Below are 24092 nucleotides of genomic sequence, written 5' to 3' on the forward strand. Positions count from 1 at the left end.
GAGCGGCCCACCGCCGGACCCGGCGGTGGGCCGCTGACGGCCCGGATGGCCGCCGACGAGGCGGGGGAGAGGCGGCCGCCGATCCGGCCGAACCCCTGCCGGGACTTCAGGCGGCGGCGAGCCGGCGGAAGCGGCTGCCGTGGAAGACCAGTGGCGGGGTTTCGGCCGTTCGCAGGCGGTGGATCTCCAGAAGGGCGATCAGGTGGTCACCGGCCGGGACCTCGTCGTGCAGGGAACACTCCAGCCACGCACTCGCCCCGCTGATGAAGACGCTGTCGTCCGGGCCGGGCTCCCACTCGACGTCGCGGAAGCGGTCGCCGCGACGGGACGACAGGCGGAGGCAGGCATCGTCCTGGCCTTCGGCGAGGACGCTGAGGCCCAGCCGGGGCCGGTCGCGCAGGAGCGGCCACGTCGACGATGTCCGCTGGATGCACAGCGACACCAACGGCGGTGCCAGCGAAACCGACGTGAACGAGCTGGCGGCCATTCCGCGCGGCACGCCCTCGACGAGGGCGCACACCGCCGTGACGCCGGAGGGGAAGCAGCCGAAAGCTTCGCGCAGGTGGCTCTCGGACGTCACGGACTGGAGGTCGATCATCAGCGTCCTTTCCGAAGCGGGGGATGCAGGGCCCGAACGGGTGGGGCGGGCTCGGCGAAGCGTTCGACGTCGACGGCCGCGTGCTGGCCGGCGCAGCCTTGGGACAGCCGCGACGACGGGATGTCGGCGGTCAGGACGTTCGGGTTCCCGTGGGCGCACAGGGGCCCGGTGGGGTGGCCGTCGACCGGGTCGAACCACGCGCCGGTGGGGAGCTGGACCACGCCGGGGCGGAGGGCGTCGTCCAGGACCGCGCCCGCCAGGCAGGCGCCGCGGGCGTTGAACACCCGGACGACGTCGCCGGTCGCGATGCCGCGGGCGGCCGCGTCGGCCGGGTTGAGGCGGATCCGCTCGCGGCCGGCCACCTTGCCCGCGCGGCTGACGTCGCCGGCGTCGAGCTGGCTGTGCAGGCGGGTGTGCGGCTGGTTCGCGATCAGCCACAACGGCCCGGTTTCGGTCGGGGGCAGCCAGACCGGGTGGCCGGGGCAGTCGGCGTAACCGAAACCCGCGATGGTCGACGACGTGATCTCGATGCGGCCGCTGGGCGTCTTCAGCGGGTGGGCGTGCGGGTCCGCGCGGAAGTCCGCGAACAGCGTGTGGTGTTCCCGGCCGGGGGGCAGCCGCAGTTCCCCGGCGGCCCAGAACTCCGCGAACGAGGGAGTGGCACGCCAGCCGCCGTAGAGGTGTTCCAGCCACTGCCGGGCCGTCCGGCCCTCGGTGAAGGCGGCGGAAACGCCGAGCCGGGCGGCCAGCGCGGCGAAGATCGCGTAGTCGTCCCGTGCGTCGCCCGCGGGCGGGGCGATCCGGTGCATGGCGATCACGTGCGTGTCCCGGCGGCCGGAGCCGAGGTCTTCCCGTTCCAGCGCGGTCGTGGCGGGCAGGACGATGTCGGCGTGGCGGGCGGTGGCGGTCCAGTGCGGTTCGTGGACGACGACGGTGTCCGGACGGGTGAACGCCCGGCGCAGGCGGTTGAGGTCCTGGTGGTGGTGGAACGGGTTGCCGCCCGCCCAGTAGACGAGCCGGGTGTCCGGGTAGCGGCGGGCTTCGCCGTCGTAGTCGTAGGTCTCGCCCGGGTGCAGCAGCAGGTCCGCGATCCGGGCCACCGGGATGAACTCGGCCACCGGGTTGACGCCCTGGGGCAGTGCCGGCACGCGCAGCTCGGGGCCGGTGTCGCCGACGTCGCCCATGGAGCCGTAGCCGTGGCCGAAGCCGCCGCCGGGGAGCCCGATCTGCCCCAGCATCGCCGCCAGCGCGATGCCCGCCCAGACCGGCTGTTCGCCGTGTTCGGCGCGCTGCAGTGACCAGGTGACGGTGATCAGTGTCCGGTGCGCGGCCATCTCGCGGGCGAGCGCGACGATGTCGGCGGCCGGGATGCCGGTGATCTCGCCCGCCCACGCCGCGTCCGTGCCGGTGTCCAGGAGGTAGCGCTCGAACTCGGGGTAGCCGACGCAGTAGCGGTCGAGGAACGCGCGGTCGTGGCGGCCTTCCGTGACGAGCGTGTGGGCCAGCGCCAGCATCAGCGCGGTGTCGGTGGCGGGCTTGACCGGATACCACGTCGAGTCCACAGTGGACGGCAGATCGTCGCGCAGCGGGCTGATGAGCGCGACCCGGCCGCCGAACCGCGCGAGGTGCCCGGGCGTTCCGTGGACCGTGACACCGCCGGGCGTGACGAACACGTTCTTCTCCGGCACGCCGCCGAACGCGACGATCAGTTCGGTGTGCTCGGCGATCGTCGGCCACGTCGATGCCTGCCGCAGCACGGCGTGCGTGTCGCCGACGACGTGGGGCAGCAGCACCGACGACGTCCCGTTGCTGTAGGTGTTCCGCGACGCCGTGAAGCCGCCGATCGTGTTCAGGAACCGGTGCAGCTGGCTTTGGGCGTGGTGGAACCGCCCGGCGCTCGCCCAGCCGTAGGAGCCGCCGAAGATCGCCTGGTTGCCGTGTTCGGTCCGGACGCGGTCCAGTTCGGCCGCCAGCCGGTCGAGGACGTCGTCCCAGGGAACCTCGACGAACTCGTCGCGGCCGCGCCGGGCATCCGGGCCCGGGCCGTTGTCCAGCCAGCCGCGGCGGACCGCCGGGCGGGCCACCCGGCTCGGGTGGTCCAGCGCGGCGGCCAGGTTGCCCAGCAGGGGTGACGGCGCCGGGTCGGCCGGGTGCGGCTCGACCCGCAGCCGCCCTTCGGCGTCGACCTCGGCGGAGAAGGCGCCCCAGTGCGATGTGCTCGGCTTCATGCCCCGACGGTAACGGCGTCGGCCTTCTCCCGGGCCAGCTTGACCAGGGTGCCGTAGTCGCGGGCGTCGGCCAGCGGCGAGAACCCGCGGATCAGCAGGGTGCCGACGCCGAGCCGGACGTAGTCGAGCAGCGAGTCCGCGACCTGCTCGTAGCTGCCGACCAGCGCGGTGGAGTTGCCCGTCGCGCCGGTCGTCTTCGCCACCGCCGTCCACAAGCGTTCGTCGACCACGTCCCCGGTCGCCGCGGCCTCCAGGAGCCGCCGCGAGCCGACCGCTTCGCTCGAGCCACGGCGGCCCTTGAACTCGCCGGCGCGGTCCTCGGTGAGCCGCAGGATGTCCCGCGCCCGCTCCCAGGCCTCGGCCTCGGTCGCCGCGGGGATGGGCCGCAGGCTGACGCTGAACGCGAGGTCCCGGCCGGCCGCGGCGGCACGAACCTGGTCGATGCGCTCGGCGATCCCCGCCAGGGGCTCACCCCAGAAGGCGTAGACGTCGGCGTGCTTCGCCCCGACCCGGATCGCGTCGGCGGAGGCGCCGCCGAAGTAGACCGGGATGGGCCGCTCGGGCCGGATGTCGGAGAGGGCGCCGCGGACCCGGTAGAACTCGCCCTCGTGGTCGAACGGCTCCGCCGAGTCCCAGGTCCGCCGCACCACGGACAGGAAGTCGCCGGTGCGGCGGTAGCGGGTGGGCTTGTCGGTGAAGTCGCCGTCGCGGGCCTGGTCGGCGTCGTCGCCGCCGGTGATGACGTGCAGGGCGATCCGGCCGGGGTGGAACGCGTCGAGCGTGGCGAACTTGCGGGCCAGCTGGGTGGGCGCGACGAAGCCGGGACGGTGGGCGAGCAGGACGCCGAGCCGCTCGGTGGCGGCGAGGACCTGGCCGGCGAGCACGAACCCGTCCGGGCTGCTCGCCGACTGGGCGATCAGCACCCGGTCGAACCCGGCTTCCTCGTGTGTGCGGGCGACCTCGCGCAGGTAGCCCGGCTGGATGACCGGGCCCTCCGGCGCGACGATCTCGCTGGCCTGGCGGCCGGCGGCGTAACCGATGAATTCGAGCGTCACGGGGTCTCCTGTCCCAGGGTGCGGGCGGCGGCGAAGATGTCGCTCATCCGCCAGCTTTCGTTGGCGTGGGTGCGGCGCGCCCGGCCCCAGCCGGAGTCGCGCCGGTACTGCGCGGGCCAGTCCGAGGCCCGGACGGCGGCTTCGTCGACGGCGACCGGCGTGCGGCAGTCCGGATCGACGAACAGCGCGTCGACCGGGCAGTACAGCTCGCACAGGAAGCACGTCTGGCAGTCGCTCTGGCGGGCGATGACCGGGGCTGCGTCCGGGACGGCGTCGAAGACGTCGCTGGGGCACACCCGCACGCACTTGTCGCAGGCGATGCAGCGGTCGGCGAGGACGAGTTCGATCACGCCGCGGCCTCCTGCCAGACGGGGTCGTCGGTGCGCCAGTGCATGCCGAGGGTTTCGCGCCGGCGCAGGGCGGCGGTCTTGACCCAGCGGCCCATGGCGACCAGCGACGCCGTTTCGCGCGCCGTCACGGCGTCGCGGCCGGTGCCGGTCAGGCCCGCCTCGACGTCCGTCCACAGGGAATCCAATGTGGACAAAGAGGCACGGAGACCGGTCTCGTCGCGGAACATGTTCTTGTCGTAGGCGTTCAGCTCCTCCCGGACGACGTCGACCACGGCGGTCGTGTCCACCGCGCCCCGGCGTCCGCTCGGCCGGATCCCGGCCCGTCCGGCCGGACGGAGCGGGGCCGCGGCGGCACCGCGCGCGTACCGGACCGCCGAGCGCCCGGCCCAGGTGCCCGACGAGACCGCCCACGCGGAGTTGGGTGAGCCGCCGCCGGAGATCGCGCCGACGACCGGCACCCGGCTGGCGACGTCACCCGCGGCGAACAGGCCGGGCACGCCGGTGGCGTAGTCCGGCCCGGTGACGAGCCCGCCGACGCCCCGGATGGTGCCCTCGCCGAGCAAGGTGACCTCGAACGGCTGGGTGTAGGGGTCGATCCCGCGGCGGGTGAACGGCAGCAGGAAGTTGGGCTGCACCACGGGCATCGTGCGGCGCACCCAGTCCGGCGCCCGGTCGAGCGTCGTGAACACCGGGCCGCGCAGCATCGCCGCCCCGAGGACGCGGTTGCGGTCCGGCCCGGGCGGCAGCGCGATCTCGTGGCCGCCGGCGTCGGTGTAGGTGCCGAACAAGTACGTCATCGACCGCGCCATCGTCGAGTACGCCGGAGCGAGGGTGTAGTAGTTCGAGAACTCCATGCCCGACAGCTGTGCGCCGGCCTCGGCGGCCATGAGGTGGCCGTCGCCGGTGTTGCCGCGCGAGCCGAGCAGGTGGGACCGGAACGCCGTGCCGCCGGTGGCCAGCACGACCGCGCCCGCCCGCACCCGCCAGTTCCCGCCCGCCTGCCGCCGGACGCCGGCCGCGCCACCGACCGAGCCGTCCGGGCGCAGCAGCAGCTCGAGCGCGGGGTGGTGGTCGAGGATCCGGACGCCGGCGCGGTGGACGAGCCCGCGCATCGCCCGCAGGTACTCCGGGCCGCGCACGTTGTTCGTCCGGTCGGGCTGCCCGTCGCGGACCGGGAACGGGTAGTACCGGTCCAACGTGGGCAGCCGCTCCCACGTCGTGCGCAGCACCCGCAGCGCCTGTTCGGGGTCGGCGAGCCCGCCCGCGTGCGCGTGCCGCTCGGCCACCGCGCGCTCGTGGTCTTCCGGTTCGATGAACCAGTGCGTGACCCCGGCCGTGGCGGTGACGCCGCTGGTGCCGCAGTAGCCCTTGTCCACGAGCACGACGTCCCCGCCGGCCTGGGCCGCGGCCAGAGCGGTCCAGGTCGCCGCGAGGCCACCGCCGACGACGAGCGCGCCGGCGCTCAGGTCGAGATCACCGCTCATCGGGACTCCGCCGGCTCGGCGACCCCGAGTTCGGCCAGCAGCCGGTGCCGCAGCTCCTCGAACCCCGGGTTGCGTCGGCTGCGCTCGCCGTCGAAGACCACGCGGTGCTCGGCGGCGAGCCGCCCGGACCGCATCGCGACCACGCGGTCGGCGAGCAGGATCGCCTCGTCGACGTCGTGGGTGACGAGCAGGACGGCCGGGCGGTGCGCGTCGACGAGCTGCCGGACCAGGGCATGCATCTTGATCCGGGTCAGCGCGTCCAGGGCGGCGAACGGCTCGTCGAGCAGCAGCAGCCGGGGTTCGCGGACGAGCGCCCGGGCGAGCGCGACACGCTGGGCCTCGCCGCCGGACAGCGTGACCGGCCAGGCGTCGAGGTGTCCGGCCAGTCCGACTTCGGTCAACGCGCGGGCGGCGGCTTCGCGGGGCAGGCCGATGGCGACGTTCTGCCACACCCGCCGCCACGGCAGCAGGCGGTGTTCCTGGAACACGACCATCCGCTCGGCCGGTGCGGCCAGCTCGCCGTCGTCAGGGGTGTCGAGCCCGGCGAGCAGGCGCAGCAACGTCGTCTTGCCGCAGCCGCTTTCGCCGATGAGCGCGACGAACTCGCCGGGCGCTATGTCCAGGTCGAGTCCACTCAGGACGGTTCGGGGCCCGAAGCTCTTGGTCAGCGCGCGCACGCGCACGGCGGTGCTCACAGCTTCGCCGAGTGGTCGGCGACGGTGATCGGGCCGCTGAGGATCTTCCGCTGGGTCAGCCAGTCCGCGCCACGCTGCAGCTGGGCGATCCCGTCGTCGTCGATCAGCGCCAGCTTCGTCTGGACGTTCTTGGCCGCCATCTTGTCCAGGACGGGTTGCGGGTAGTGGGAGACGGCGTTGCCGATGTCGAGCGCTTCCTTGTAGTGCTGGTTCTGCCAGTCGTAGTCGGCCTGGAACGCCGCGATCACCTTGCGGATGGTGTCGGCGTTCTGCTCGGCGTAGTCGCGGCGGACGAGGTAGCTGGTGAAGTCGATCTGGAAGTCCAGTTCGTCGCCGTCGACGAAGATGGGCTTGGCACCGTACTGGACCTCGGCGATCTCGCGGAAGCCCTGCCAGATGGCCCAGGCGTCGATCTTCCCGGCACCGAACGCCGCGGACGCCTCGGGCGGGTTGAGGTAGGTGATCTTCACCGAGTCGCGGGGCACGTGGTACTTCTCCAGCGCGGCGACCAGCAGGAACTCGCCGAGCCCGGCCTTGTTCACCGCGACGGTCCTACCCGCCAGGTCGGTCACCTTCTCGATCCCGGTGTGCGCGCCCGCGACGATGGCGGTGGTCCGCGGGGTCGACGCCGCCCAGGCGACGTAGACCAGGTCGGCGCCCGACAGGATCGCCTGGTCGGCGGGGGTCGTGCTGCCGCCGAAGCTGAAGTCGGCCGTGCCGCCGACGACGGCCTGCAGGGTCGGCGCGTGGTTGGGGAACGGCCCGACCCACTCGACGGCGATGCCCTGGTCCTTGAGCGTTTTTTCGAGCACACCCCGGGCCTTCGGGACGGAGATCGTGCTGTAGGTCAGCCGGACCTTGCCCTGGGTGGCACCGCCGGCCGAGCCGGTGGCGCAGGCGGCGAGCGAGGCGGCGAGGGCGGTGAGCCCGGCTGCGGTCAGGAACGTGCGGCGGGAGAGTGTCATGGCGGTCCTCAGGCGGTCAGGCGTGCGTAGGTGGGGTGCCAGCGCAGCAGGCGGCGTTCGAGCAGGCGGGTGACGAGGTCGCAGAGGATCCCGATCACGGCGTAGATGAGCACGACGAGCACGATCACGTCGGTCTGCAGGAATTCGCGGGCGTTGGTGGCCATGAACCCGAGGCCCGCGTCCGCGCCGAGGGTCTCGGCGATGACGAGAGCGAGCCAAGCGGCGGTGAGGGACAGCCGCAGCCCGCCGAGGATGGACGGCAGCGCACCGGGCACCACGACCCAGCGGATCTGCGCGGCGCGGCCGAGGCCGGCGACGTCGGTCATCTCCAGCAGCTTCGGGTCGATCTGGCGGATGCCGAGCACGGTGGTCAAGTAGAGCGGGACGGCGGTGCCGAGCGCGATCAGGAAGATCTTCCCGGCTTCGCCGATCCCGAACCAGACGATGACCAGCGGCAGGATCGCCAGGAACGGTACGGCGCGCACCATCTGGATGCTGCGGTCGAGCAGGGATTCGGCCACTTCGGACAGTCCGACCAGCAGGCCCAGCGCGAGGCCGAGGCTCGCGCCGATGGCGAACCCGGTGGCCGACCGCTGGAGGCTGGCGAGCAGGTTCGAGGGCAGTTCGCCGTCGGCGATCAGGGCACCGGCCTTGGCCAGCACGCTGCTCGGCGCCGGCAGCACCTGCTTCGGCAGGATCCCGGTCCGCGCGAAGAGTTCCCAGAGCGCGAGCACGGCCACCGGTGCCAGCCAGGAGACGGCCCGGTACGGGAACCGGATCCCGGCGGCGGCCGGCCGGTCGAGGGCGCGCGTCACCGGGGATCGAGTCCGGAGTCGAGGTACTCGGTCAGCTTCTTGCCGCCGGGGAACAGACCTTGCTGCACCCAGGTGTCGTAGGTCTTCTGCAGCTGGGTGGCGAGCGCGGCGTCGACCGGGATGCGCTGGTAGTTCGTCTCGTCCGGCCGGACCTGGGCGGCGATTTCCACGGGCTGGTGCGCGAACCCGGCGTACCACTTGTCGAAGGCGTCCGGGTTGTCCTTCGACCAGGCGTAGCTCTTGTCCACGCGGCTCGCGAAGTCCTGGATCGCGGTGCGTTTGCGGGGGTCGCCCAGTGCCTTGTCGGTGGCCGACAGCACGTTCAGCCCGGAGTTGATGCCCGCGCCGTCGGAGAGCACCCGCGCGCCGAGTTCGCCGCGGGCGCGGGCGGCGTAGACGCTCCAGGTGGCCCAGGCGTCGATGTTGCCGGTCGAGAACGCGCCGTTCGCCTCCGAGGGGGCGAGGAAGTTCAGCGTGACGTCCTTGTCCGACAGCCCGGCCTGCTTGAGCGCGCCGATCACCAGGTAGTGGGCGACGCTGCCGCGGGTGGTGGGGGAGATCCGCTTGCCCTTGAGGTCGGCGAGGGTGCGGGCGGGACTGTCCTTCGGCACCAGGAGGTAGGTGCCCTTGCCGCCGTTGCTCCAGGCCGCGGCGACCTTGATCTTGGAGCCGCCGGCGATCGCGGTCACCGTGGGGGAGTCGTTGGCGCCGCCGATGTCGATCGCGTCGGCACGCAGGGCCTCGTGCAGGTTCACCGCGGCGGCGAACTGCGACCACTCGATCTTGTACGGCAGGTTTCCGAGCAGCCCGGCGGCCTTGAGCCGGGACTGCGTGGCACCGGTCTGGTCGCCCACGCGCAACACCACCTCGCCGGAAGCGTCCGATGTGGACGAACCGCACGCGGTGGGCGTGGTGAGGCCGAGCAGCGCGGCCACGAGCAGGGCGAGCCGGGGTTTCGAGGGCATGCGGAACTCCCAATGCGGTGTCGGGCCGCGGAGATTCGGTGGCGGCGCCGGGCTAAATGGTCACCGGCGTGTGTCTATTTTCCCTTGCGGCCGGGAAGAGTCAATGTCCGCGCCGTGCTTCCCACGAGCCGGGAGCGATCCACAGTGGACTTTCACCCGGTCGCGGCGCGCGCGGCGGCGAAGTACTCGCGCAGCGGGCGCCAGCCGGGCACGACGAACCGGCCGCCGGGACCGCTGAAGGTCAATGTCGGCAGGGCGTAGCGGACGTGGTGTTCGAGGTGCTTCGCGCGGCCGCTGTGCGGTCCGGGCGCGGTGATGTCGAGGACTTCCGGGCACGGGTTGCGCGTCTCACGCCAGTCGTCGCGGACGGCCTGGCGGATTTCGGCGCTCGCCATGGCCGCGCGCAAGGCGGGGACGTCGAGGCCCGGCACGCCCTCGACGGCGGCGAGCACGCGCTCGGTGTCGTCGGCCGGGGTGCCGTGCACGAACGTCGTCTCGCGCAGCCGGGTCAGCACGAGCTCGGCGATGGCTTCCCCCTGTGCCTCGGCGGCTTTCGCGGCCAGGCAAGCCGGCCAGCTCGACTTCGCCACCCAGGCCAGGTGGGGCGGCTTCGGGGCGCCGGTGTGCTCGCTGACGCCGTCGATGAACTTCGCGTACCAGGCGGCCTCGGCGGCCGGGTCGGGTGCCGGGTCCTCGTCGTCGTCGAAGAGGATGCCGAACACCCGGCGCCACCGGGCCTCCGGCAGCTCCGCCCGCAGCAGGCGGAACTTCGGCTCCGACCCCCACGCCCACGGGCAGGCGGGGTCGGTGTACTCGACGACTTCGAGCGGCACGGCTCAGTCCTCGGGCACGTCGACCGGGGACCAGAGGCTCGGCAGGTTGACCACGATTCCTTCCTGGCTGCTGCGCGCGATGATCACGACGGCCTCTTCGTCGGTCGGGTTCTCCTCGCGGTGCGGCACGTACGGCGGCACGAAGATGTAGTCGCCGGGCCCGGTCTCGATCCGGACCTCGTCTTCGCCGTCGGCGAAGACGAACACCGGGTGGCCGGACTTGACGTAGATCGCCGTCTCGGCCTCACCGTGGTGGTGGTCGCCGGAGTTGGTGACCGGCGCGACGTGCGTCTCGCCCATCCAGACCTTGGACGAGCCGACGGTCTTGCCGGAGATCGCTTCGAGGCGCTTCATCCCGGTCGTCTGGTTGGTGTCGCCGGTCAGGTCCGCGCCGCGGATGTGCCGCAGCGGCTGGTGCCAGAGGTCGCTCACGGAAAGTCCCTTCAGGTGGCGACGCGGGCCGGGGCCGCGCCGGTGAGGAGGTCGGCGATCGTCGTCGCGCGCAGGATCGCGTCCAGCCCGGCTTCGACGTCCGACCAGAACGGCGTCAGGCCGGCCGCGGTGCCGTGGTAGGCCAGTGCGGGCCGGGGCTCGCCGCGGACGGAGAGGAACTCGCCGTCGACCGCCACGACCGCGTCCCGCACGGTGACGTCGCCGGCGGCCTTGGCCAGCCAGTAGCCGCCCTCGCAGCCGCGCTGGCTCCGGACCAGCCCGGCTTGGCGCAGGTCCCGGATGACCGCCTTGATGAACCGGGCCGGGATGTCCTGGGTGGACGCGACGGCTTCGCAGGTGATCGGCCGCGTGGTGTCCGCGGCGAGCTCCAGCAGCACCCTGATCGCGTAATCCGCCCTGGCCGAGATGCGCATACCCGCCATCATCCCCGGACCAGGACCGGTCCGCGCGTCCCGGCGCGCAGCCACTCCAGGAACTGGACGATCTCGGCCGCCACGCTGCGGTGGGCGACATCGTTCAGCACGTCGTGCCGGCCGCCCTCGACCAGCGCGAACCGGCCCGCGGGGAGCATCTCGGCGAAGGCGCGCGCGGCCTTCGGGTCCGCGACCCGGTCCGCACTCCCGTGCAGGACGAGCGCCGGGGTGCGCGGGAGCACCGCCGGGAGGCCGGCGGGCTCGGCGAGCAGGGCGCCCCGGCGCAGCCGGGTGTCGCCTTCGAGCAGGTCGCGGTGGACCGGACACGCCGTCCGCGCGTCGAGTTCGGCGTCCCACGAGCGGTCCGGCGTGGCGTCGGCCGACAGCGGCAGCCCGGCCGCCACGACCGCGTGCACCGGCAGCTGAGCGGCGAGGGTGAGCGCGTTGATGGCGCCGGTGTCGCTGCCGAGCAGGACCACGGGGAGCGGGCCCGCGCGGAGCTCGCCCGCGACGTCCTCCCCGGTGGGCACGGCGACGACCCGGTAGCCGTCGAAGGCCAGCCGGGTGCCGAGCCGGGAGTAGAGCCCGGGGTGCTCGCCCCGGCCCGGCAGCAGCACGACCGTGCCGCGCACGGGCACGCCTTCGGCCGGGGCCCAGCGGGCCGTCGCGGTGGGCGCGCGGGTCATACGGCGGCTGCCGCGGCGGGCTGCCGTTCGCGGCGGGCCAGCTCGGACCGGACCAGCGGGAGCAGGTGCCTGCCGTAGTCGATCGCGTCGTCGAGCGGGTCGTAGCCGCGGATGAGCAGCGTGGTGACGCCGATGTCGACGTAGTCCAGCAAGGCCTGAGCCACCGTCTCCGGCGTGCCGACCAGGGCGGTGGAGTTGCCCGCGGCGCCGGTCGCCGTGGCCAGGGGAGTCCACAGTGCACGGTCGTGCCGGTCGGCCTTCGCCGCCGCGGCCAGCAGCCGGACGCTGCCGGCGTTGGTGGGCGCGCCGCCGTCACGCCATTCGCGGGCTGCCTTCGCGGCCCCGGACGCGGTGATCTTGTCGAGGATCCGCTCGGCCCGTTCCCACGCCAGTTCCCCGGTGGGGCCGAGGATGGGCCGGAAGGACACGCTGATGCGGGGCGGGGTGAGCCGCCCGGCCGCCTTCGCCGCCGCCCGGACGGACGCGATCTGCTCCGCCGTTTCCTTCAGCGGTTCGCCCCAGAGCGCGAAGACGTCGGCGTGCTTGCCACCGACGCGGTAGGCCGCCGGCGAAGAACCGCCGAAGTACAGCGGGATCCGCGGGTTCTGCAGCGGGCGCACCCGCGGGGTGTAGTCGTCGAGCCGGTAGTGCTTGCCGTGGTGGGAGAACGCGGTGCCGGAAGTCCAGGCACGCTTGAGGATCTCCAGGTACTCGTCCGTGCGCTCGTAGCGCTCGTCCTTGGCCAGGTAGTCGCCGTCGCGGGCCTGCTCGACGTCGCTGCCGCCGGTGATGGTGTGCACCGCGACGCGGCCGCCGCTGAAGTGGTCGAGGGTGGCGAACGCGCGCGCGGCCAGCGTCGGCGCGACGAACCCGGGCCGGTGGGCGACGAGCAAGCCGAGGCGCTCGGTGTGCGCGGCCGCGTAGGCCGCCACCTGCTGGCCCTCCGGCCAGCCCGCGCCGTAGCCGATGAGCACGCGGTCGAAGCCACCGTCCTCGTGCGCCCGGGCGAACCGGCGGACGTAGGCGGGGTCGACGACCGGTCCTCTGGCCGGCCGGGTCTCGCTCGCGTCCTGGGTGCCGATCATGCCGACGAACTCGACGGGCATCTGCTTTCCTTTCGCCGCAAGAAGAACGCCCTGCCAGGGAACGGCACGGAGGGTGCGGTGTCAATTGGGCAGCTGCGGGTGTCCATTTGGTGGACGTCGCTGGCTTCCCCCGATCCGGGCGGCTTATCGTCGGCCCGCTCGCCGACCCTTCCGGGAGGACTTCGTGACCACGACCGTCGCCACCGTGCCGCCACCCGACCTCGCCGCGTTGCCGTCGATCGTCGCCGGGCTGGCCGCGCGAGCCGGCGAGCACGACCGCGAAGGGACGTTCCCGCACGAGGGTGTCGAACTGGTGCACGCCGCGGGTTTGCTGACCACGACCGTGCACCCGCGCTACGGCGGTCCGGGCGCCGGGGTGCTCGACACCGCCCGGCTGCTGGCGGAGCTGGGCCGCGGCGACCCGTCGGTGGCCCTGGTGACGGCGATGACGTTGTTCGTCCACGCGGCACAAGGTTCGGACCCGGCTTGGCCGGACGGGGTGTACCGGGAGGTGCTCGCGGAGGCGGGCGAGCGGCCGGTGCTGATCAACGCGCTGCGCGTGGAGCCGGAACTGGGCTCGCCGACCCGCGGCGGTCTGCCCGCGACGATCGCGCGCCGGACCGCGGACGGGTGGCGCCTGTCCGGCCGCAAGATCTACTCGACCGGCTCGGTGGGCCTGCGCTGGATGGTCGTCTGGGCCCGCACCGACGAACCCGACCCGCGCGTCGGCGGGTTCCTGGTGCGGGCCGACGCACCCGGGATCGGGATCGAACCGACCTGGGACCACCTCGGCCTGCGGGCCAGCGCCAGTCACGACGTCGTGTTCACCGACGTCCCGGTGCCCGACGGCGCCACCGCCGGACTGTCCACACCGGACACGCAGCGCCCGCCGGTGCCGGCGTTCGCCTTGGCGCTGCCCGCGCTCTACCTGGGTGTGGCGCGCAACGCGCTGGACTGGCTCACGGGATTCCTCCGGGAGCGCGTCCCCAGCGGGCTCGGCAAGCCGCTGGCCACCCTGCCGAGGTTCCAGACCGGGGTAGGGGAGATCGCCGCGCGGATCACCGGTGCCGAGGAAGTCCTCTTCGGACTCGCCCGCCGGGTGGACGAAGGGGAGCCCGGCGCCACGGCGCACGCGGGCGTCGCGAAGGTGCTCGCGACGCGGTTGCTCGTCGAGGCGGTCGAGCAGGCCGTCGCGCTCGCCGGGAACCCGGGGCTGACGCGGGCCAACCCGTTGCAGCGGCACTACCGCGACGTGCTGTGCAGCCGCGTCCACACCCCGCAGGACGACGCCGTGCTGACCGGGCTGGGCCGCTCGATCCTGATCACCCGGCTTTGACCGCGCGCACCGCTTCGGCGACCGCGAGGAGGGTGGCGATCGGGTCGTCGCCGAGGGGGTGGACGCCGACGTGGTCGGCGCCCGCGTCCCGGTGGGCCAGCAGCCCGGCCGCGACCGTGGCCGGGTCGCCGTGGGCGACGAGCGCGTCGATGAGGCGGTCGCTGCCCGCATCGGCGAGGTCGTCGTCGGTGTAGCCGAGCCGCCGGAGGTTGTTCGCGTAGTTGGTGACGGCCAGCGCCGTTCCGGGTGGTGCGGACCGGGCGATCGCGCGGGCTCGCCCGGTGTCCGGCTCGACGAGGGCGAAGTGCCCGGGCAGCAGGAGTTTGCCCGCGCCGAGGATCGAGCGCGCCCGCCGGGTGTGCTCGGGGGTGACCATGCCGGGAACGGTGCCGGCGGTGCGGTCGCGGGCCAGGCGCAGCATTCTCGGCCCGAGTGCGGCCACCACCACCCGGCCGCCCGGGACGCCCGCCCGACCGAGCTGGTCCAAATAGGACAGCAGGGTGTCGTACGGCGCGGCGTATCCGGCGTGCACTTCGCGGTGCCCGATGCCGACGCCGAGCAGGAACCGGCCGGGGTGCCGGGCTTCGATCCGGTGGTAGGAGGCGGCGACGGTGCCCGCGTCGGCGGTCCAGGCGTTCACCACGCTGGTGCCGACGGTCAGCCGGGTGGTCGCGTCGAGCAGCTTCTCCGCGAGGGCCAGGTCGGCCGGCGGTGAGGCGTCCAGCCAGAGGGTGCCGTAACCGGCCCGCTCGACTTCCGCCGCGGCTGCCGGGTTCACTTCGTGCTCGCGCAGATGGGCGCCGAGCAGGCCGAGATCGATGGTCATGCCCCGACTCCAGCACGGCGGTTCGCCGCGAACCAGGGCCAGGGGGCACGCGCAGCGATAACCTGATGGCATCGTCGCAGGGGAGGGCCGGTGGAACTACGGGCGTTGCGGTACTTCGTCACGGTCGCCGACGAGCTGCACTTCGGCCGGGCCGCCGACCGGCTGCACATCGCCCAGCCCGCGGTCAGCAGGCAGATCGCGCGGCTGGAGCGCGAACTGGGGGTCCGGCTGTTCGACCGCTCGCCGCGGCGGGTCCGGCTCACCGTGGCCGGGCTCCGGGTGCTCGACGCGGCGCGTGCGGCCCTCGCGGCCGCCGACCGGGTCCGGGTCGCGGCCAGCCCGCGGGTGGGCGTGATGCGCATCGGCACCGGCACCGGCCAGTTCGCCGCGCGCCTGGAACGCGGGATCGACGCGTTGCGCGAGCAGGCCCCGGCGTTCGACGTCGTGCTCGTCGACCTGCCGTTGCCCGCGCGCCTGAACGCCCTGCGGCAGGGGGAGCTCGACCTGGCGCTGGCGCGGGGCGTGCGGGCGGCGCCGGGGCTGCGGGTGCTGCCGGCGTGGACGGAGGCCCTGTTCGCGGTCGTCTCCGTACGGCACGCCGTCGCCGGTCACCCGGCCGTCGGCGTGGCCGAACTGGCCGGCGGTCCGTTCCGGACGGCTCAGGACCACGACCCGTCCGTGGTCACCGCGCTGCGGGAGGCCGGAGCCCCGGTGCGCCCGGGGCACCGCGCGGGCACGGCCGGGGACACGATCATCGAGGTCGGCTCCGATCCGCGCAGCTGGACGGTGCTGCCGGCCGATCAGGTGGCCGAGCTCCGCTCCACCCGGGTGCGGGCCATCCCGCTCGAACCCCGGACGACGATCACCGGCAGCGTCGTCATCCCGGACGACCTGCCGTCCCCGTGCACCGCGGCCCACCAGGCGGCCTTCGGTGACTGACGCCGGACCCCGGCCGGGCGCCCGCACAAGGAGAGCTCGGACCAGGGCCACCCGGCGCTGATCCCTCGAACGATTCGACGGCCCGCGGCCCGCACCTCTGTCACCTCGAGGCCCCGGCCGACGCGGCGCTCGTCAGCAGGGGCACGAGGGCATCGGGGCGGTCCAGCGGGATGATGTGCCCGCAGTCCTCGATGAGGTGGGCCGTGAGGTCTTCGGTCACCGGGTGCAGCTGGCGCGCGAGAGCGTCGCCCACCGGGTGGGCGCCGATCGCCGCGGTGGGCACGGTGAGCCGGCCGGACGCGGTGGCGTCCGCGATCTGTGCCGCGCTTTCGGGCATGGCCCGGTAGTGGCCGAAGGCGCTCCGCAGGGCTTCGCGCCCGGTGTACGCCGTGATGAAATGACTCCGGATCGCCGGTGGCACGCCGCGGCCGCGGGTGCCGGCGTCGAGGAACCAGCCGATGTAGTCGGCCTCGTGACCGGCGAGGACCGTCTCGGCGAGGCCGGGGACGGCGTGGAACCCGAACCACCACGGCGGCCCGCCGGCGAGGAAGTCTTCGGCTCCCGGCAGGCGTCCGAGCAGTGATTCCATGAGGACGAGCCGGCGCACCCGGTCCGGACGCCGCATGGCGAGCAGGAAGGCGGGCGGAGCGCCCGCGTCGATGCCGACGACCGTCGCCGCCGGTTCGTCCAGGGCGTCGAGGAGCGCTTCGGCGTCGGCTGCGAGGGTTGCGGCGTCATAGCCGTCGGCGGTGCGGGTGGTCGCGCCGAGACCACGCAGGTCCGGGGCGATGACGCGGTGGTGCCGGGCCAGCTGCGGGATGACGGCGGTCCACAGCCGCCAGGTGTGCGGGAAGCCGTGCAACAGCAGGAACGCGGGCCCCTGCCCGGTGACGGCCACGTTGATGTCGATGCCGTTCGCCGTGACCCGCTGCTCGCACACGGTGCCTCCTCAGTGGTTACCATTGGTTACCAGATGAGGTTAGGTAACCGTCTCGGCCTGGCCAAGACGGCACTTTGCGGAAAGGTGGTGAGCTCCAGGTGACCCCCTCCCCGAAGGGCACGCGCGGCGACCTCTTCGACCCCGCCTGCCCCACCCGCAAGCTGCTCGACCGGATCGGCACGAAATGGACGTCCATGGTGGTCAAGGTGCTGGCCGAGGCCGGCCCGGACGAGGTGCGGTTCGCGGAACTGCAACGCCGGATGCCGGGCGTCTCGCAGAAGATGCTGTCGGTGACCCTGCAGAGCCTCGCCCGCGACGGCCTGGTCGAGCGCCGGGTGGAGCCGGCGGTTCCGCCGAAGGTGCACTACCGCCTCACCGGCCTGGGCCACTCCCTCGAGGTGCCGCTCGCCGCCCTGCGCACCTGGGCGGAGGAGAACATGCCGGCGATCGACCGGGCCAACGCCGCGGCGCACGACTGACCGCCGGCACACTGTCCGAAAAGGACGCTGTCACCCGGGCGCGTCGATCCCCAGGTGGTCGCGCAGGGTGGTGCCGGTGTATTCGGTCCGGAAGGAGCCGCGCTCCTGCAGCAACGGCACCACCGTGTCGGCGAATTCGTCGAGCCCGCCGGGGGTGACGTGCGGGACGAGGATGAAGCCGTCGCTGGCGTCGGCCTGGACGAGGTCGTCGATCGCCGCCGCCACCGTCGCGGGCGAGCCGATGAACGTCTGCCGGCCCGTCACCTCGATGATCAGGTCGCGGGTGGACAGGTTCTTCGCCTCGGCGAGCTGCCGCCACTCGCGGGCCGTGGCGACGGGATCGCGGTACATGCGGACGCTCGCGCGGCCGGGGGCGATCGTGGACCCGTCGACCACCGGATCCGTCGACGGCAGGGGCCCTTCGGGGTCGTGGCCGGACAGGTCGGTGTTCCAGACCTGTTCGAGGAACTTGATCGCGGTCTGCCCGCTGACCTGCTGCCGCCGCACGACGTGGGCGCGCTCGTCGGCGTCGGCGTCGGTGTCGCCGAGCACGAACGTCGCCGCGGGCAGGATCACCAGCTGCTCCGGGGTCCGGCCGTACTTCGCCAGGCGGCCCTTCACGTCGGTGTAGAACGCCTGGCCCGCTTCGAGGGTGCCGTAGCGGCTGAAGATCGCGTCGGCGGTGGCCGCGGCGAACTCCCGGCCCTCGTCGGAGTCGCCGGCCTGGATGATCACCGGACGGCCCTGGGGGCTGCGCGGTACCGGGAACCGGCCTTCGATGTCGAAGTGGGCGTCGTGGTGGGCGAACGCGCCCGCCTCCGGATCACGCAGGAACACGCCGGTCCCGGCGTCGGCGGGGATCTCGTCACCCCGCCAGGAATCGAACAGTTCCCAGGCGGTGCGCAGGAACGTTTCGGCGCGCTCGTAGCGCTGGTCCTGCGGGAGGAACCCGCCGCGGCGGAAGTTCTCGCCGGTGAAGGCGTCCCACGACGTGACGACGTTCCAGGCGGCGCGCCCGGCGGAAAGGTGGTCGAGCGAGGCGAACTGGCGGGCCACCTCGAAGGGCTCGTTGAACGTCGAGTTGATCGTGCCGGCCAGTCCGAGCCGCTCCGTGACGGCGGCCAGGGCGGAGAGCACGGTGAAGGTGTCCGGGCGGCCGACGACGTCCAGGTCGTAGATCTGCCCGTTCTGCTCGCGCAGCCGCAGGCCTTCGGCCAGGAAGAAGAAGTCGAACTTCGCGCGCTCGGCGGTCTGCGCGAGCTTGACGAAGGAGCTGAACTCGATGTGGCTGCCGGCTTCGGGGTCGCTCCACACGGTCGTGTTGTTGACGCCGGGGAAGTGCGCCGCGAGGTGGATCTGCTTCCGGGTCATCTCGGTCCTCCTCAGACGGCGGCGTAGCGGTTGGCGGGGCGGGCGAGACCGAGCAGCCCGCGCAGGGTGCTCGCCTCGTACTCGGTGCGGAAGGCGCCGCGGGACCGCAGCTCGGGGACCAGGCCGCGGGTGATCGCGGTCAGGTCGTGCGGGATCGTGCCCGGCCGCAGCCGGAAGCCGGAGAGCCCGGCGGCCTGCCAGTCGAGCAGCAGGTCGGCGAGGCCGGCCGGGGTGCCGGTGAAGGTGTACGCGTCGGACGAGTATTCCGCGCCCGACAGGTCGTCGAGCCGGGCCTTGCGGCCGGCGGCGGCCTGTTCCGTCTCGCCGAGGAACACGACGACGTCGGCGAACACGTGCAGCGTCTCGTCGCCGCGCCCGGCCCGCGCTTGCTCGTCCCGGACGGCGGCGACGATCGTCGTGGCTTGCTCGCGGTCGAACGGCGTCACGTAGACGACGTCGGCGGAACGGGCGGCGAGCCGGTACGGGATGGCGGCGTGGGCCAGCGCGGTGACCGGCGGCTGGCCCTGCGGCGGCCGCGGCGTGATCGACGGGCCCTTGACGGAGAACCAGCGGCCTTCGAAGTCGATGTAGTGCAGCTTCTCGCGGTCGACGAACCGGCCGGTGGCCACGTCGCGGATCTCGGCGTCGTCCTCCCAGGAGTCCCACAGCCGGCGCAGCACCTCGACGTAGTCCGCGGCCTCGTCGAAGAGGTCGGCCAGGGGGCTGGGCCGGCCCGGCTCGGCGGAGTCCTCGAGCCGGAATTCGCCGAACTCACGGCGGCCGAAGTGCCGGTTGTCGGCGGCGCGCCCGGCCACCTGCACGCGGACCCCGGCCCGGCCGGTGCTGACGTAGTCGAGCGTGGCGATCGCCTTGGACAGGTGGAACGGCTCGGTGTGCGTGACGACCGCGGTCGGCACGAGCCCGATGCGGGAGGTGAGCGGGGCGACGCGGGCGGCGATCAGGACCGCGTCGAGCCGGCCCTGGACGATGTCGGTCCGCTCGCCCGGCCGGTCGAGGTAGTTCACGGTCTGCAGGGCCAGGGAGTCTTCGATGGTGACGAAGTCCAGCTTGCCCGCCTCGGCCTCGCGGACCAGGTCGGCCCAGTACCCGGCGGTGAGCAGCTCGCGTGGCCGTGCGCCGGGTTCCCGCCAGGCGGCGGGGTGCCACCCCGCCCCGTCCAGCGCGACGGCGATCCGCGGTCCGGTTCCTGCTGCCATCCCGGCGTTCCCTTCTCCTCGGCCCCCGTCCGCAGTGTGCTCCGGATTCCGCGCCTCGGGCGCGACCGGCCAACTGCTGGGACGAGCGGGGAACGCCGGGAATAAACCGCGGGTCACTTCACTTCGTGCAGCTTCCCGGTGGCGACGTCGAAGACGAAGCCCCGCACGGACTCCTTCTTCGGGATGAACGGGCTGTTCCGGATCCGCGCGATCGACTGGCGCACGTCCTCGTCGAGATCGGTGAAGGCTTCCGCGGCCCAGGCGGGTTTGACCCCGACGTCCTCCTGGATGGACTTCTTGAAGCCGTCGTCGGTGAAGGTGAGCATGCCGCAGTCGGTGTGGTGGATGAGGATGATCTCCTCGGTGCCGAGCAGGCGCTGGCTGATCGCGAGCGAGCGGATCTCGTCCTCGGTGACGACGCCGCCGGCGTTGCGGATCACGTGAGCCTCGCCTTCGTTGAGACCGAGGACGCCGTAGACGTTGATGCGGGCGTCCATGCAGGCGAGCACGGCGACGTGCTTGGCCGGCGGCAGCGGCAGCGGCCCGGTGAAGTTCGCGGCGTATGCGGCGTTGTTGGCCAGGAGCTCGTCGGTGACCGACATGGTGGTCCCTTCCGCGTAGTGGGGTGGACCGAGTGGACGCGCCTACGCGGTGGTGCGCAACCGTGCCCACGACCTGGGAAACTGTCCATTGAGGACCCTTGTTCCGCTCCGTGGACGTACTGGCCCGCCGCGAACCGCGGCCCGAGAATGCCCGCATGACAGCGTTGAACGACGAGGCCGGCTACGACCGCGTGCGGCTCGCGCAGTGGCGGGCGGGGAACGCGCGCCTGCCGGGGCTGAACCGGCGCGCTCTGCTGAGGCTGACGGCGGCCGGTGGTCTCGCGCTGGCCGCGACCGGCACGGCGTCCGCCCCGGCGTCGGCCGCGGGCCCGATCGTCAAGCCCCTGCCACCGGAGTGGTTCGACGTCTACGGCAGCAACGCCGAGACGCGCTGGGAAGCCATGAGCGGGCAGGGTTACCTCACCCCGGTCGACCGGTTCTTCGTCCGCGACCACACGTCGACCCCGGTGCTCGACGCCGCCACCTGGCGGCTGCGACTGTTCGGCTCCGGACTGCGCGGCTCGCCGACGGCTGCGAACCCGGTCGAGCTGACCTACCGGGACCTGCGTGAGCTGCCGTCCGAGACGATCACCGCGTTCATCGAATGCGCCGGCAACGGCCGGAGCTTCTTCACCGGCCAGCAGGGCCAGACCGTCACCGGGACCGCGTGGAAGCTGGGCGCGGTCGGGGTCGCGCGCTGGCGCGGTGTCCGGCTGGCGACGGTGCTCGCCCGCGCCGGGCTGACCCGCGACGCGGTGGACGTGCTGCCGGAGGGGCTCGACCCGGACTACGCCACCGGCGGGGTGAACCTCGGCAAGGTGCGGCGGCCGCTGCCGGTGGGCAAGGCGCTGCAGGACGTCCTGCTGGCCTACGAGATGAACGGCGAGCCGCTGCCGCCGGACCACGGGTTCCCGGTGCGGCTGGTGGTGCCGTCGTGGGCCGGGATCTCGTCGATCAAGTGGCTGGGCCGGATCGAGGTGTCGGCGACGCCGCTGGTGTCGCCGTGGAACACGCAGTACTACCGGCTGCTGGGCCCGGACTACCCGGCCGAGGGCACGCCGGTCACCGAGCAGGTGGTGAAGAGCGCGTTCGAACTGGAACGGGGGGCGACGCTGGCGGCCGGGCGGCGGCACGTGCTGCGCGGCCGGTCCTGGTCGGGCCACGGCCGGATCCGGCGGGTTGAGGTGAGCGTGGACGGCGCCACCTGGGCGCCCGCCAAGCCGATCGGCCCCGCCCTCGACCGTGGCTGGCTGCAGTGGGAGTTCCCGTGGCGGCCGCGTACAGCCGGGGCGTACACGCTGCGAGCGCGTGCGACCGATGTCACCGGTGTGCGGCAGCCGGAGGTCGCGCCCTACAACACGCAGGGGTACCTGTTCGGCGCGATCGTCCGCCACCCGGTCACGGTGAGCCCGGCGTGACCCGGGGACGGTGCGGGCGCTCCTGCGGTTGCGGCCCTCACCGGGCCGGCCTCGAACGATCGCGGTGACTCGGGCGGTCAGCGGCGACCGCCTTGCCTGCGAGCCCGGTGCGGCCTGTCGAGCTTCGTTGTGAAGGGGGCACGTGCACTTGCTGCTGGTGGGGGCGGCGCCGGTGACCGCCGCGGACCTGGGTCACGAGCTTCGCGGTCACGGCTTCGAAGTGGGCGTCGTGGACAGCGGGGCCGCGCTGCTCGCCACGCCCGTCCGGGCCGACCTGGTGTTGCTGGCCCTGGATCTGCCCGACCTCGACGGCCTGGAGTTCTGCCGCCGGCTGCGTGCCCGCAGCCAGGTGCCGATCATCGGCCTGTCCGGCCGCGATTCCGAGCTGGACCGGGTGCTGGGCCTGCAGGCGGGGCTGGACGACTACGTGTCCGCACCGGTCCGGGCGCGCGAGCTGGTCGCCGTGATCGGCGCGGTGATGCGCCGGGTCCGCCGCCCGGCCGGGGAGACGACGGTGGCCGGCGAGACCATCGTCCACGGCTCGCTGCACCTCGGCTTGCGCCGCCGTGGCGGAAGTCGTCGATTCGCTGACCACACGGGCTGAAGGTCGCCGGTCACGTGGCCGAGGTGTCCGATGAGGACAGTGTGCGCCGGCTCGTGCGGTTCGCGGTGGACACGTTCGGCGGCGTCGACATCCTCGACAACAACGCGGCGCTGGTGTCGGCGATCAAGCGGGACCGCGACGTCGTGACGATGCCCGTCGAGCTGTGGGACGAGGTCATGGCGGTCAACCTGTGCGGGCCCATGCTGCTGTGCAAGCACACGGAGCCGATCATGATCGAGCGCGGCGGCGGCTCGATCGTCAACATCGCCAGCGGCCAGGGGCTGTCCGGGGACCGCACGATGGTCGCCTACGGCAGCTCGAAGGGCGGCCTGATCGCGCTGACCCGGTTCGTCGCCGCCGCCTACGGCGACCACGGCGTCCGGTGCAACACCGTGGCGCCGGGGCTCATCAAGACCCCGGCCCTGGACGCGGACATGCCCGGGTTCGTGCAGGACAAGATCCGCGCGCACAACCTGGTACCCCGGCTGGGCACCCCGGCGGACGTCGCCGCGCTGGTCACGTTCCTCGCCTCGCCGGCGGCGAGCTTCATCACCGGCCAGCTCATCCCGGTGGACGGCGGCTTCCTGTCCCACCTGCCGACGCTCGCCGTGCTGGCGCCGCCCGGCCAGGGCGACGCCGGCAACGTGGCGGACCGGACTTAGTTCTTGACCGACTGCATGCAGAAGGTGGTCACCGCCAGGGAGCCCTGCATGCTCCAGGAAGCCGCCTGGTCCGAGCCGGGGAAGTCCTTGCAGATCTCCTCGACGGTCTTCGACAGCCCGTCCATCTTGGTCAGGCCGTCCACCTGGCCGAGCACCTTCGCCGCACCCTTCTTGCAGGGGGCGAGGCGGAGCTCCCCGCCGGCGCCGGTCGCCATGCACTCGCCGACGGCGGGCTTCCGGTTGTCCGGGTTCTTCAGGTCTTCCAGGCACAGGACCTTCGACGACAGGCTGCCCTGCCGCTTCCACTCCATCGAGGCGGCCGCGGACGGGACCTTGGCGCAGGCCGCGGTCATGAGCCCGCCCAGCGCGCCGCCGTTCTCGACACCGGCGACCTTGTAGTTCGCCTCCGGTCCACAAGGGACCTTTTCGGCGTGGGCGGCGTCGGAGAGGTCTCCCTTGACGCAGTCGCCCACCAGCGGCATGCCCTTGCCCGGGTTCTTGACGTCCTCCAGGCAGAACAGCGTGCCCTTCGAGACATCGGTGCCCTCCCAGTACGCGGCGGTCGCGGTCGGGAACTGGTCACAGCCGCCGAAGCTCATCGCCACCTGGTGCTGGTCCGGGACTTTGCCGACGATCTTGTAGGTGGCATCCGGGCCACAGGCCACCGAGGTCACGCTGTCGGCGTTGGCCGTGTTGCCCTTGAGGCAGTCGCCGACGTTGGTGCTCTTGGTCGTGGCCGAGGTCAGCCCGACCACGACCACGACCGCGAGGAACACGAGGGGAATGCCGATCCGCAGCGCGAGTTTGAGGCCACTGCGCTTCTGGGGCGGCAAGCCGTACGGCGGAGGCATCGGGTACGGCATGGGGTACGGCGCGGGCGGGTACTGCGGCAGGGCGGCCCCGGGGGTCGGGGGCCGGAAGGGATTCGCCTCCGGCGCGGGCTGCTGCGGTCTGTCTCCGGGCACTGTCATGGAAGGTCCCCCCCCAGGTCTGAGCAAGATCGGCAGCCGAATCTTAACCGGAGAACAGCCTGTCCTCCGAGCCCCGGCTCGTGCGCCAGTGCGCCGGCCGCG

Annotated in this window: 26 protein-coding genes; 6 read left to right on the plus strand and 20 right to left on the minus strand. The window is 73.1% G+C overall.

Annotation, left to right across the window (positions count from 1 at the left end; translation table 11 throughout):
- Positions 1-106: 106 nt before the first annotated feature.
- The 14 genes from ACFVYA_RS38385 to ACFVYA_RS38450 form a co-directional block, all read right to left on the minus strand.
- Entirely contained in the window at positions 107-598 is a 492-nt protein-coding gene (locus ACFVYA_RS38385; RefSeq protein ID WP_387052066.1) for a flavin reductase family protein, read from the minus strand.
- Complete coding sequence (locus tag ACFVYA_RS38390; protein ID WP_387052067.1) at positions 598-2826, minus strand: molybdopterin-dependent oxidoreductase; 2229 nt, start codon at positions 2824-2826, stop codon at positions 598-600. The genes ACFVYA_RS38385 and ACFVYA_RS38390 overlap by 1 nt, the downstream gene beginning before the upstream one ends.
- Positions 2823-3881 (minus strand): LLM class flavin-dependent oxidoreductase, encoded by a 1059-nt coding sequence (locus tag ACFVYA_RS38395; protein WP_387052068.1) that lies wholly within the window; start codon positions 3879-3881, stop codon positions 2823-2825. The genes ACFVYA_RS38390 and ACFVYA_RS38395 overlap by 4 nt, the downstream gene beginning before the upstream one ends.
- Positions 3878-4231, minus strand: a complete 354-nt coding sequence (locus ACFVYA_RS38400; RefSeq protein ID WP_387052069.1) for a 4Fe-4S binding protein — start codon at positions 4229-4231, stop codon at positions 3878-3880. Before ACFVYA_RS38400 ends, ACFVYA_RS38395 begins: the two co-directional genes overlap by 4 nt.
- Positions 4228-5715 carry an FAD-binding protein gene (locus ACFVYA_RS38405; RefSeq protein WP_387052070.1) on the minus strand — a complete coding sequence of 496 codons (1488 nt, stop codon included), beginning with the start codon at positions 5713-5715 and terminating at the stop codon, positions 4228-4230. The genes ACFVYA_RS38400 and ACFVYA_RS38405 overlap by 4 nt, the downstream gene beginning before the upstream one ends.
- Positions 5712-6410 carry an ABC transporter ATP-binding protein gene (locus ACFVYA_RS38410; RefSeq protein ID WP_387052071.1) on the minus strand — a complete coding sequence of 233 codons (699 nt, stop codon included), beginning with the start codon at positions 6408-6410 and terminating at the stop codon, positions 5712-5714. The genes ACFVYA_RS38405 and ACFVYA_RS38410 overlap by 4 nt, the downstream gene beginning before the upstream one ends.
- Entirely contained in the window at positions 6407-7375 is a 969-nt protein-coding gene (locus ACFVYA_RS38415; RefSeq protein ID WP_387052072.1) for an ABC transporter substrate-binding protein, read from the minus strand. The genes ACFVYA_RS38410 and ACFVYA_RS38415 overlap by 4 nt, the downstream gene beginning before the upstream one ends.
- Before the next feature lie 8 nt (positions 7376-7383).
- Positions 7384-8190 carry an ABC transporter permease subunit gene (locus tag ACFVYA_RS38420; RefSeq protein WP_387052073.1) on the minus strand — a complete coding sequence of 269 codons (807 nt, stop codon included), beginning with the start codon at positions 8188-8190 and terminating at the stop codon, positions 7384-7386.
- Positions 8187-9155 carry an ABC transporter substrate-binding protein gene (locus ACFVYA_RS38425; RefSeq protein WP_387052074.1) on the minus strand — a complete coding sequence of 323 codons (969 nt, stop codon included), beginning with the start codon at positions 9153-9155 and terminating at the stop codon, positions 8187-8189. Before ACFVYA_RS38425 ends, ACFVYA_RS38420 begins: the two co-directional genes overlap by 4 nt.
- A 152-nt stretch (positions 9156-9307) precedes the next feature.
- Complete coding sequence (locus tag ACFVYA_RS38430; protein WP_387052075.1) at positions 9308-9988, minus strand: DsbA family protein; 681 nt, start codon at positions 9986-9988, stop codon at positions 9308-9310.
- A gap of 3 nt (positions 9989-9991) precedes the next feature.
- A complete protein-coding gene (locus ACFVYA_RS38435; protein ID WP_285990785.1) occupies positions 9992-10420 on the minus strand; it encodes a cupin domain-containing protein in 429 nt (142 codons plus the stop codon).
- A gap of 11 nt (positions 10421-10431) precedes the next feature.
- The gene (locus ACFVYA_RS38440) at positions 10432-10854 is read right to left on the minus strand and encodes an RrF2 family transcriptional regulator (RefSeq protein WP_387052076.1); all 423 of its coding nucleotides are present in this window, start codon (positions 10852-10854) and stop codon (positions 10432-10434) included.
- 8 nt (positions 10855-10862) lie between these two features.
- The gene (locus ACFVYA_RS38445; RefSeq protein WP_387052077.1) at positions 10863-11540 is read right to left on the minus strand and encodes an alpha/beta hydrolase; all 678 of its coding nucleotides are present in this window, start codon (positions 11538-11540) and stop codon (positions 10863-10865) included.
- Positions 11537-12646 carry an LLM class flavin-dependent oxidoreductase gene (locus ACFVYA_RS38450; RefSeq protein WP_387052078.1) on the minus strand — a complete coding sequence of 370 codons (1110 nt, stop codon included), beginning with the start codon at positions 12644-12646 and terminating at the stop codon, positions 11537-11539. The genes ACFVYA_RS38445 and ACFVYA_RS38450 overlap by 4 nt, the downstream gene beginning before the upstream one ends.
- Positions 12647-12809: 163 nt before the next feature.
- On the opposite strand from ACFVYA_RS38450, the gene ACFVYA_RS38455 reads away from it, so the two are divergent.
- Positions 12810-13961 carry an acyl-CoA dehydrogenase family protein gene (locus ACFVYA_RS38455; RefSeq protein WP_387052079.1) on the plus strand — a complete coding sequence of 384 codons (1152 nt, stop codon included), beginning with the start codon at positions 12810-12812 and terminating at the stop codon, positions 13959-13961.
- Here the strand turns inward: ACFVYA_RS38455 and ACFVYA_RS38460 are convergent.
- Complete coding sequence (locus ACFVYA_RS38460) at positions 13948-14787, minus strand: TIGR03620 family F420-dependent LLM class oxidoreductase (RefSeq protein ID WP_387052080.1); 840 nt, start codon at positions 14785-14787, stop codon at positions 13948-13950. The two genes, ACFVYA_RS38455 and ACFVYA_RS38460, sit on opposite strands and share 14 nt — an antisense overlap.
- 90 nt (positions 14788-14877) lie before the next feature.
- Here ACFVYA_RS38460 and ACFVYA_RS38465 point away from each other — a divergent pair, with 90 nt between their 5' ends.
- Complete coding sequence (locus ACFVYA_RS38465; RefSeq protein ID WP_387052081.1) at positions 14878-15726, plus strand: LysR family transcriptional regulator; 849 nt, start codon at positions 14878-14880, stop codon at positions 15724-15726.
- A 100-nt stretch (positions 15727-15826) separates the two neighbouring features.
- On the opposite strand, the gene ACFVYA_RS38470 is transcribed toward ACFVYA_RS38465, so the two are convergent.
- Positions 15827-16666 (minus strand): alpha/beta fold hydrolase, encoded by an 840-nt coding sequence (locus ACFVYA_RS38470; RefSeq protein ID WP_387052082.1) that lies wholly within the window; start codon positions 16664-16666, stop codon positions 15827-15829.
- A gap of 98 nt (positions 16667-16764) precedes the next feature.
- On the opposite strand from ACFVYA_RS38470, the gene ACFVYA_RS38475 reads away from it, so the two are divergent.
- Positions 16765-17145: a winged helix-turn-helix transcriptional regulator gene (locus ACFVYA_RS38475; RefSeq protein WP_387052083.1), complete on the plus strand. Its 381-nt coding sequence runs from the start codon at positions 16765-16767 to the stop codon at positions 17143-17145.
- Between the two features lie 30 nt (positions 17146-17175).
- Here the strand turns inward: ACFVYA_RS38475 and ACFVYA_RS38480 are convergent, their stop codons facing one another.
- From ACFVYA_RS38480 to ACFVYA_RS38490, 3 genes are all read right to left on the minus strand, one after another.
- Entirely contained in the window at positions 17176-18516 is a 1341-nt protein-coding gene (locus ACFVYA_RS38480; protein ID WP_387052084.1) for an NtaA/DmoA family FMN-dependent monooxygenase, read from the minus strand.
- Positions 18517-18527: 11 nt separating this feature from the next.
- Positions 18528-19733 (minus strand): LLM class flavin-dependent oxidoreductase, encoded by a 1206-nt coding sequence (locus ACFVYA_RS38485; protein ID WP_387052085.1) that lies wholly within the window; start codon positions 19731-19733, stop codon positions 18528-18530.
- 113 nt (positions 19734-19846) lie between these two features.
- On the minus strand, positions 19847-20335 hold the full coding sequence (locus ACFVYA_RS38490) for a beta-class carbonic anhydrase (RefSeq protein WP_387052086.1): 489 nt from the start codon (positions 20333-20335) through the stop codon (positions 19847-19849).
- A gap of 155 nt (positions 20336-20490) precedes the next feature.
- Here ACFVYA_RS38490 and ACFVYA_RS38495 point away from each other — a divergent pair, with 155 nt between their 5' ends.
- The 3 genes from ACFVYA_RS38495 (at position 20491) to ACFVYA_RS38505 (ending at position 23019) form a co-directional block, all read left to right on the plus strand.
- Positions 20491-21753 (plus strand): sulfite oxidase, encoded by a 1263-nt coding sequence (locus ACFVYA_RS38495; protein WP_387052087.1) that lies wholly within the window; start codon positions 20491-20493, stop codon positions 21751-21753.
- 142 nt (positions 21754-21895) lie between these two features.
- Positions 21896-22357 carry a response regulator gene (locus ACFVYA_RS38500; RefSeq protein WP_387052088.1) on the plus strand — a complete coding sequence of 154 codons (462 nt, stop codon included), beginning with the start codon at positions 21896-21898 and terminating at the stop codon, positions 22355-22357.
- A gap of 14 nt (positions 22358-22371) precedes the next feature.
- Positions 22372-23019 (plus strand): SDR family NAD(P)-dependent oxidoreductase, encoded by a 648-nt coding sequence (locus tag ACFVYA_RS38505; protein WP_387052089.1) that lies wholly within the window; start codon positions 22372-22374, stop codon positions 23017-23019.
- Here the strand turns inward: ACFVYA_RS38505 and ACFVYA_RS38510 are convergent.
- A complete protein-coding gene (locus tag ACFVYA_RS38510; protein WP_387052090.1) occupies positions 23016-23990 on the minus strand; it encodes a hypothetical protein in 975 nt (324 codons plus the stop codon). The genes ACFVYA_RS38505 and ACFVYA_RS38510 overlap by 4 nt on opposite strands.
- Positions 23991-24092 lie beyond the last annotated feature (102 nt).

The organism is Amycolatopsis sp. NPDC058278 (genome assembly GCF_042881395.1).
Taxonomy (GTDB): domain Bacteria; phylum Actinomycetota; class Actinomycetes; order Mycobacteriales; family Pseudonocardiaceae; genus Amycolatopsis.

Excerpts from the sequence above, each read along its gene's own strand:
- ACFVYA_RS38450 (WP_387052078.1), bottom strand. The coding sequence starts at position 12,646 with ATGCCCGTCGAGTTCGTCGGCATGATCGGCACCCAGGACGCGAGCGAG.
- ACFVYA_RS38385 (WP_387052066.1), bottom strand. The coding sequence starts at position 598 with ATGATCGACCTCCAGTCCGTGACGTCCGAGAGCCACCTGCGCGAAGCT.
- ACFVYA_RS38405 (WP_387052070.1), bottom strand. The coding sequence starts at position 5,715 with ATGAGCGGTGATCTCGACCTGAGCGCCGGCGCGCTCGTCGTCGGCGGT.
- ACFVYA_RS38485 (WP_387052085.1), bottom strand. The coding sequence starts at position 19,733 with ATGGCAGCAGGAACCGGACCGCGGATCGCCGTCGCGCTGGACGGGGCG.
- ACFVYA_RS38460 (WP_387052080.1), bottom strand. The coding sequence starts at position 14,787 with ATGACCATCGATCTCGGCCTGCTCGGCGCCCATCTGCGCGAGCACGAA.
- ACFVYA_RS38440 (WP_387052076.1), bottom strand. The coding sequence starts at position 10,854 with ATGCGCATCTCGGCCAGGGCGGATTACGCGATCAGGGTGCTGCTGGAG.
- ACFVYA_RS38425 (WP_387052074.1), bottom strand. The coding sequence starts at position 9,155 with ATGCCCTCGAAACCCCGGCTCGCCCTGCTCGTGGCCGCGCTGCTCGGC.
- ACFVYA_RS38445 (WP_387052077.1), bottom strand. The coding sequence starts at position 11,540 with ATGACCCGCGCGCCCACCGCGACGGCCCGCTGGGCCCCGGCCGAAGGC.
- ACFVYA_RS38415 (WP_387052072.1), bottom strand. The coding sequence starts at position 7,375 with ATGACACTCTCCCGCCGCACGTTCCTGACCGCAGCCGGGCTCACCGCC.
- ACFVYA_RS38490 (WP_387052086.1), bottom strand. The coding sequence starts at position 20,335 with ATGTCGGTCACCGACGAGCTCCTGGCCAACAACGCCGCATACGCCGCG.
- ACFVYA_RS38390 (WP_387052067.1), bottom strand. The coding sequence starts at position 2,826 with ATGAAGCCGAGCACATCGCACTGGGGCGCCTTCTCCGCCGAGGTCGAC.
- ACFVYA_RS38480 (WP_387052084.1), bottom strand. The coding sequence starts at position 18,516 with ATGACCCGGAAGCAGATCCACCTCGCGGCGCACTTCCCCGGCGTCAAC.
- ACFVYA_RS38510 (WP_387052090.1), bottom strand. The coding sequence starts at position 23,990 with ATGACAGTGCCCGGAGACAGACCGCAGCAGCCCGCGCCGGAGGCGAAT.
- ACFVYA_RS38495 (WP_387052087.1), top strand. The coding sequence starts at position 20,491 with ATGACAGCGTTGAACGACGAGGCCGGCTACGACCGCGTGCGGCTCGCG.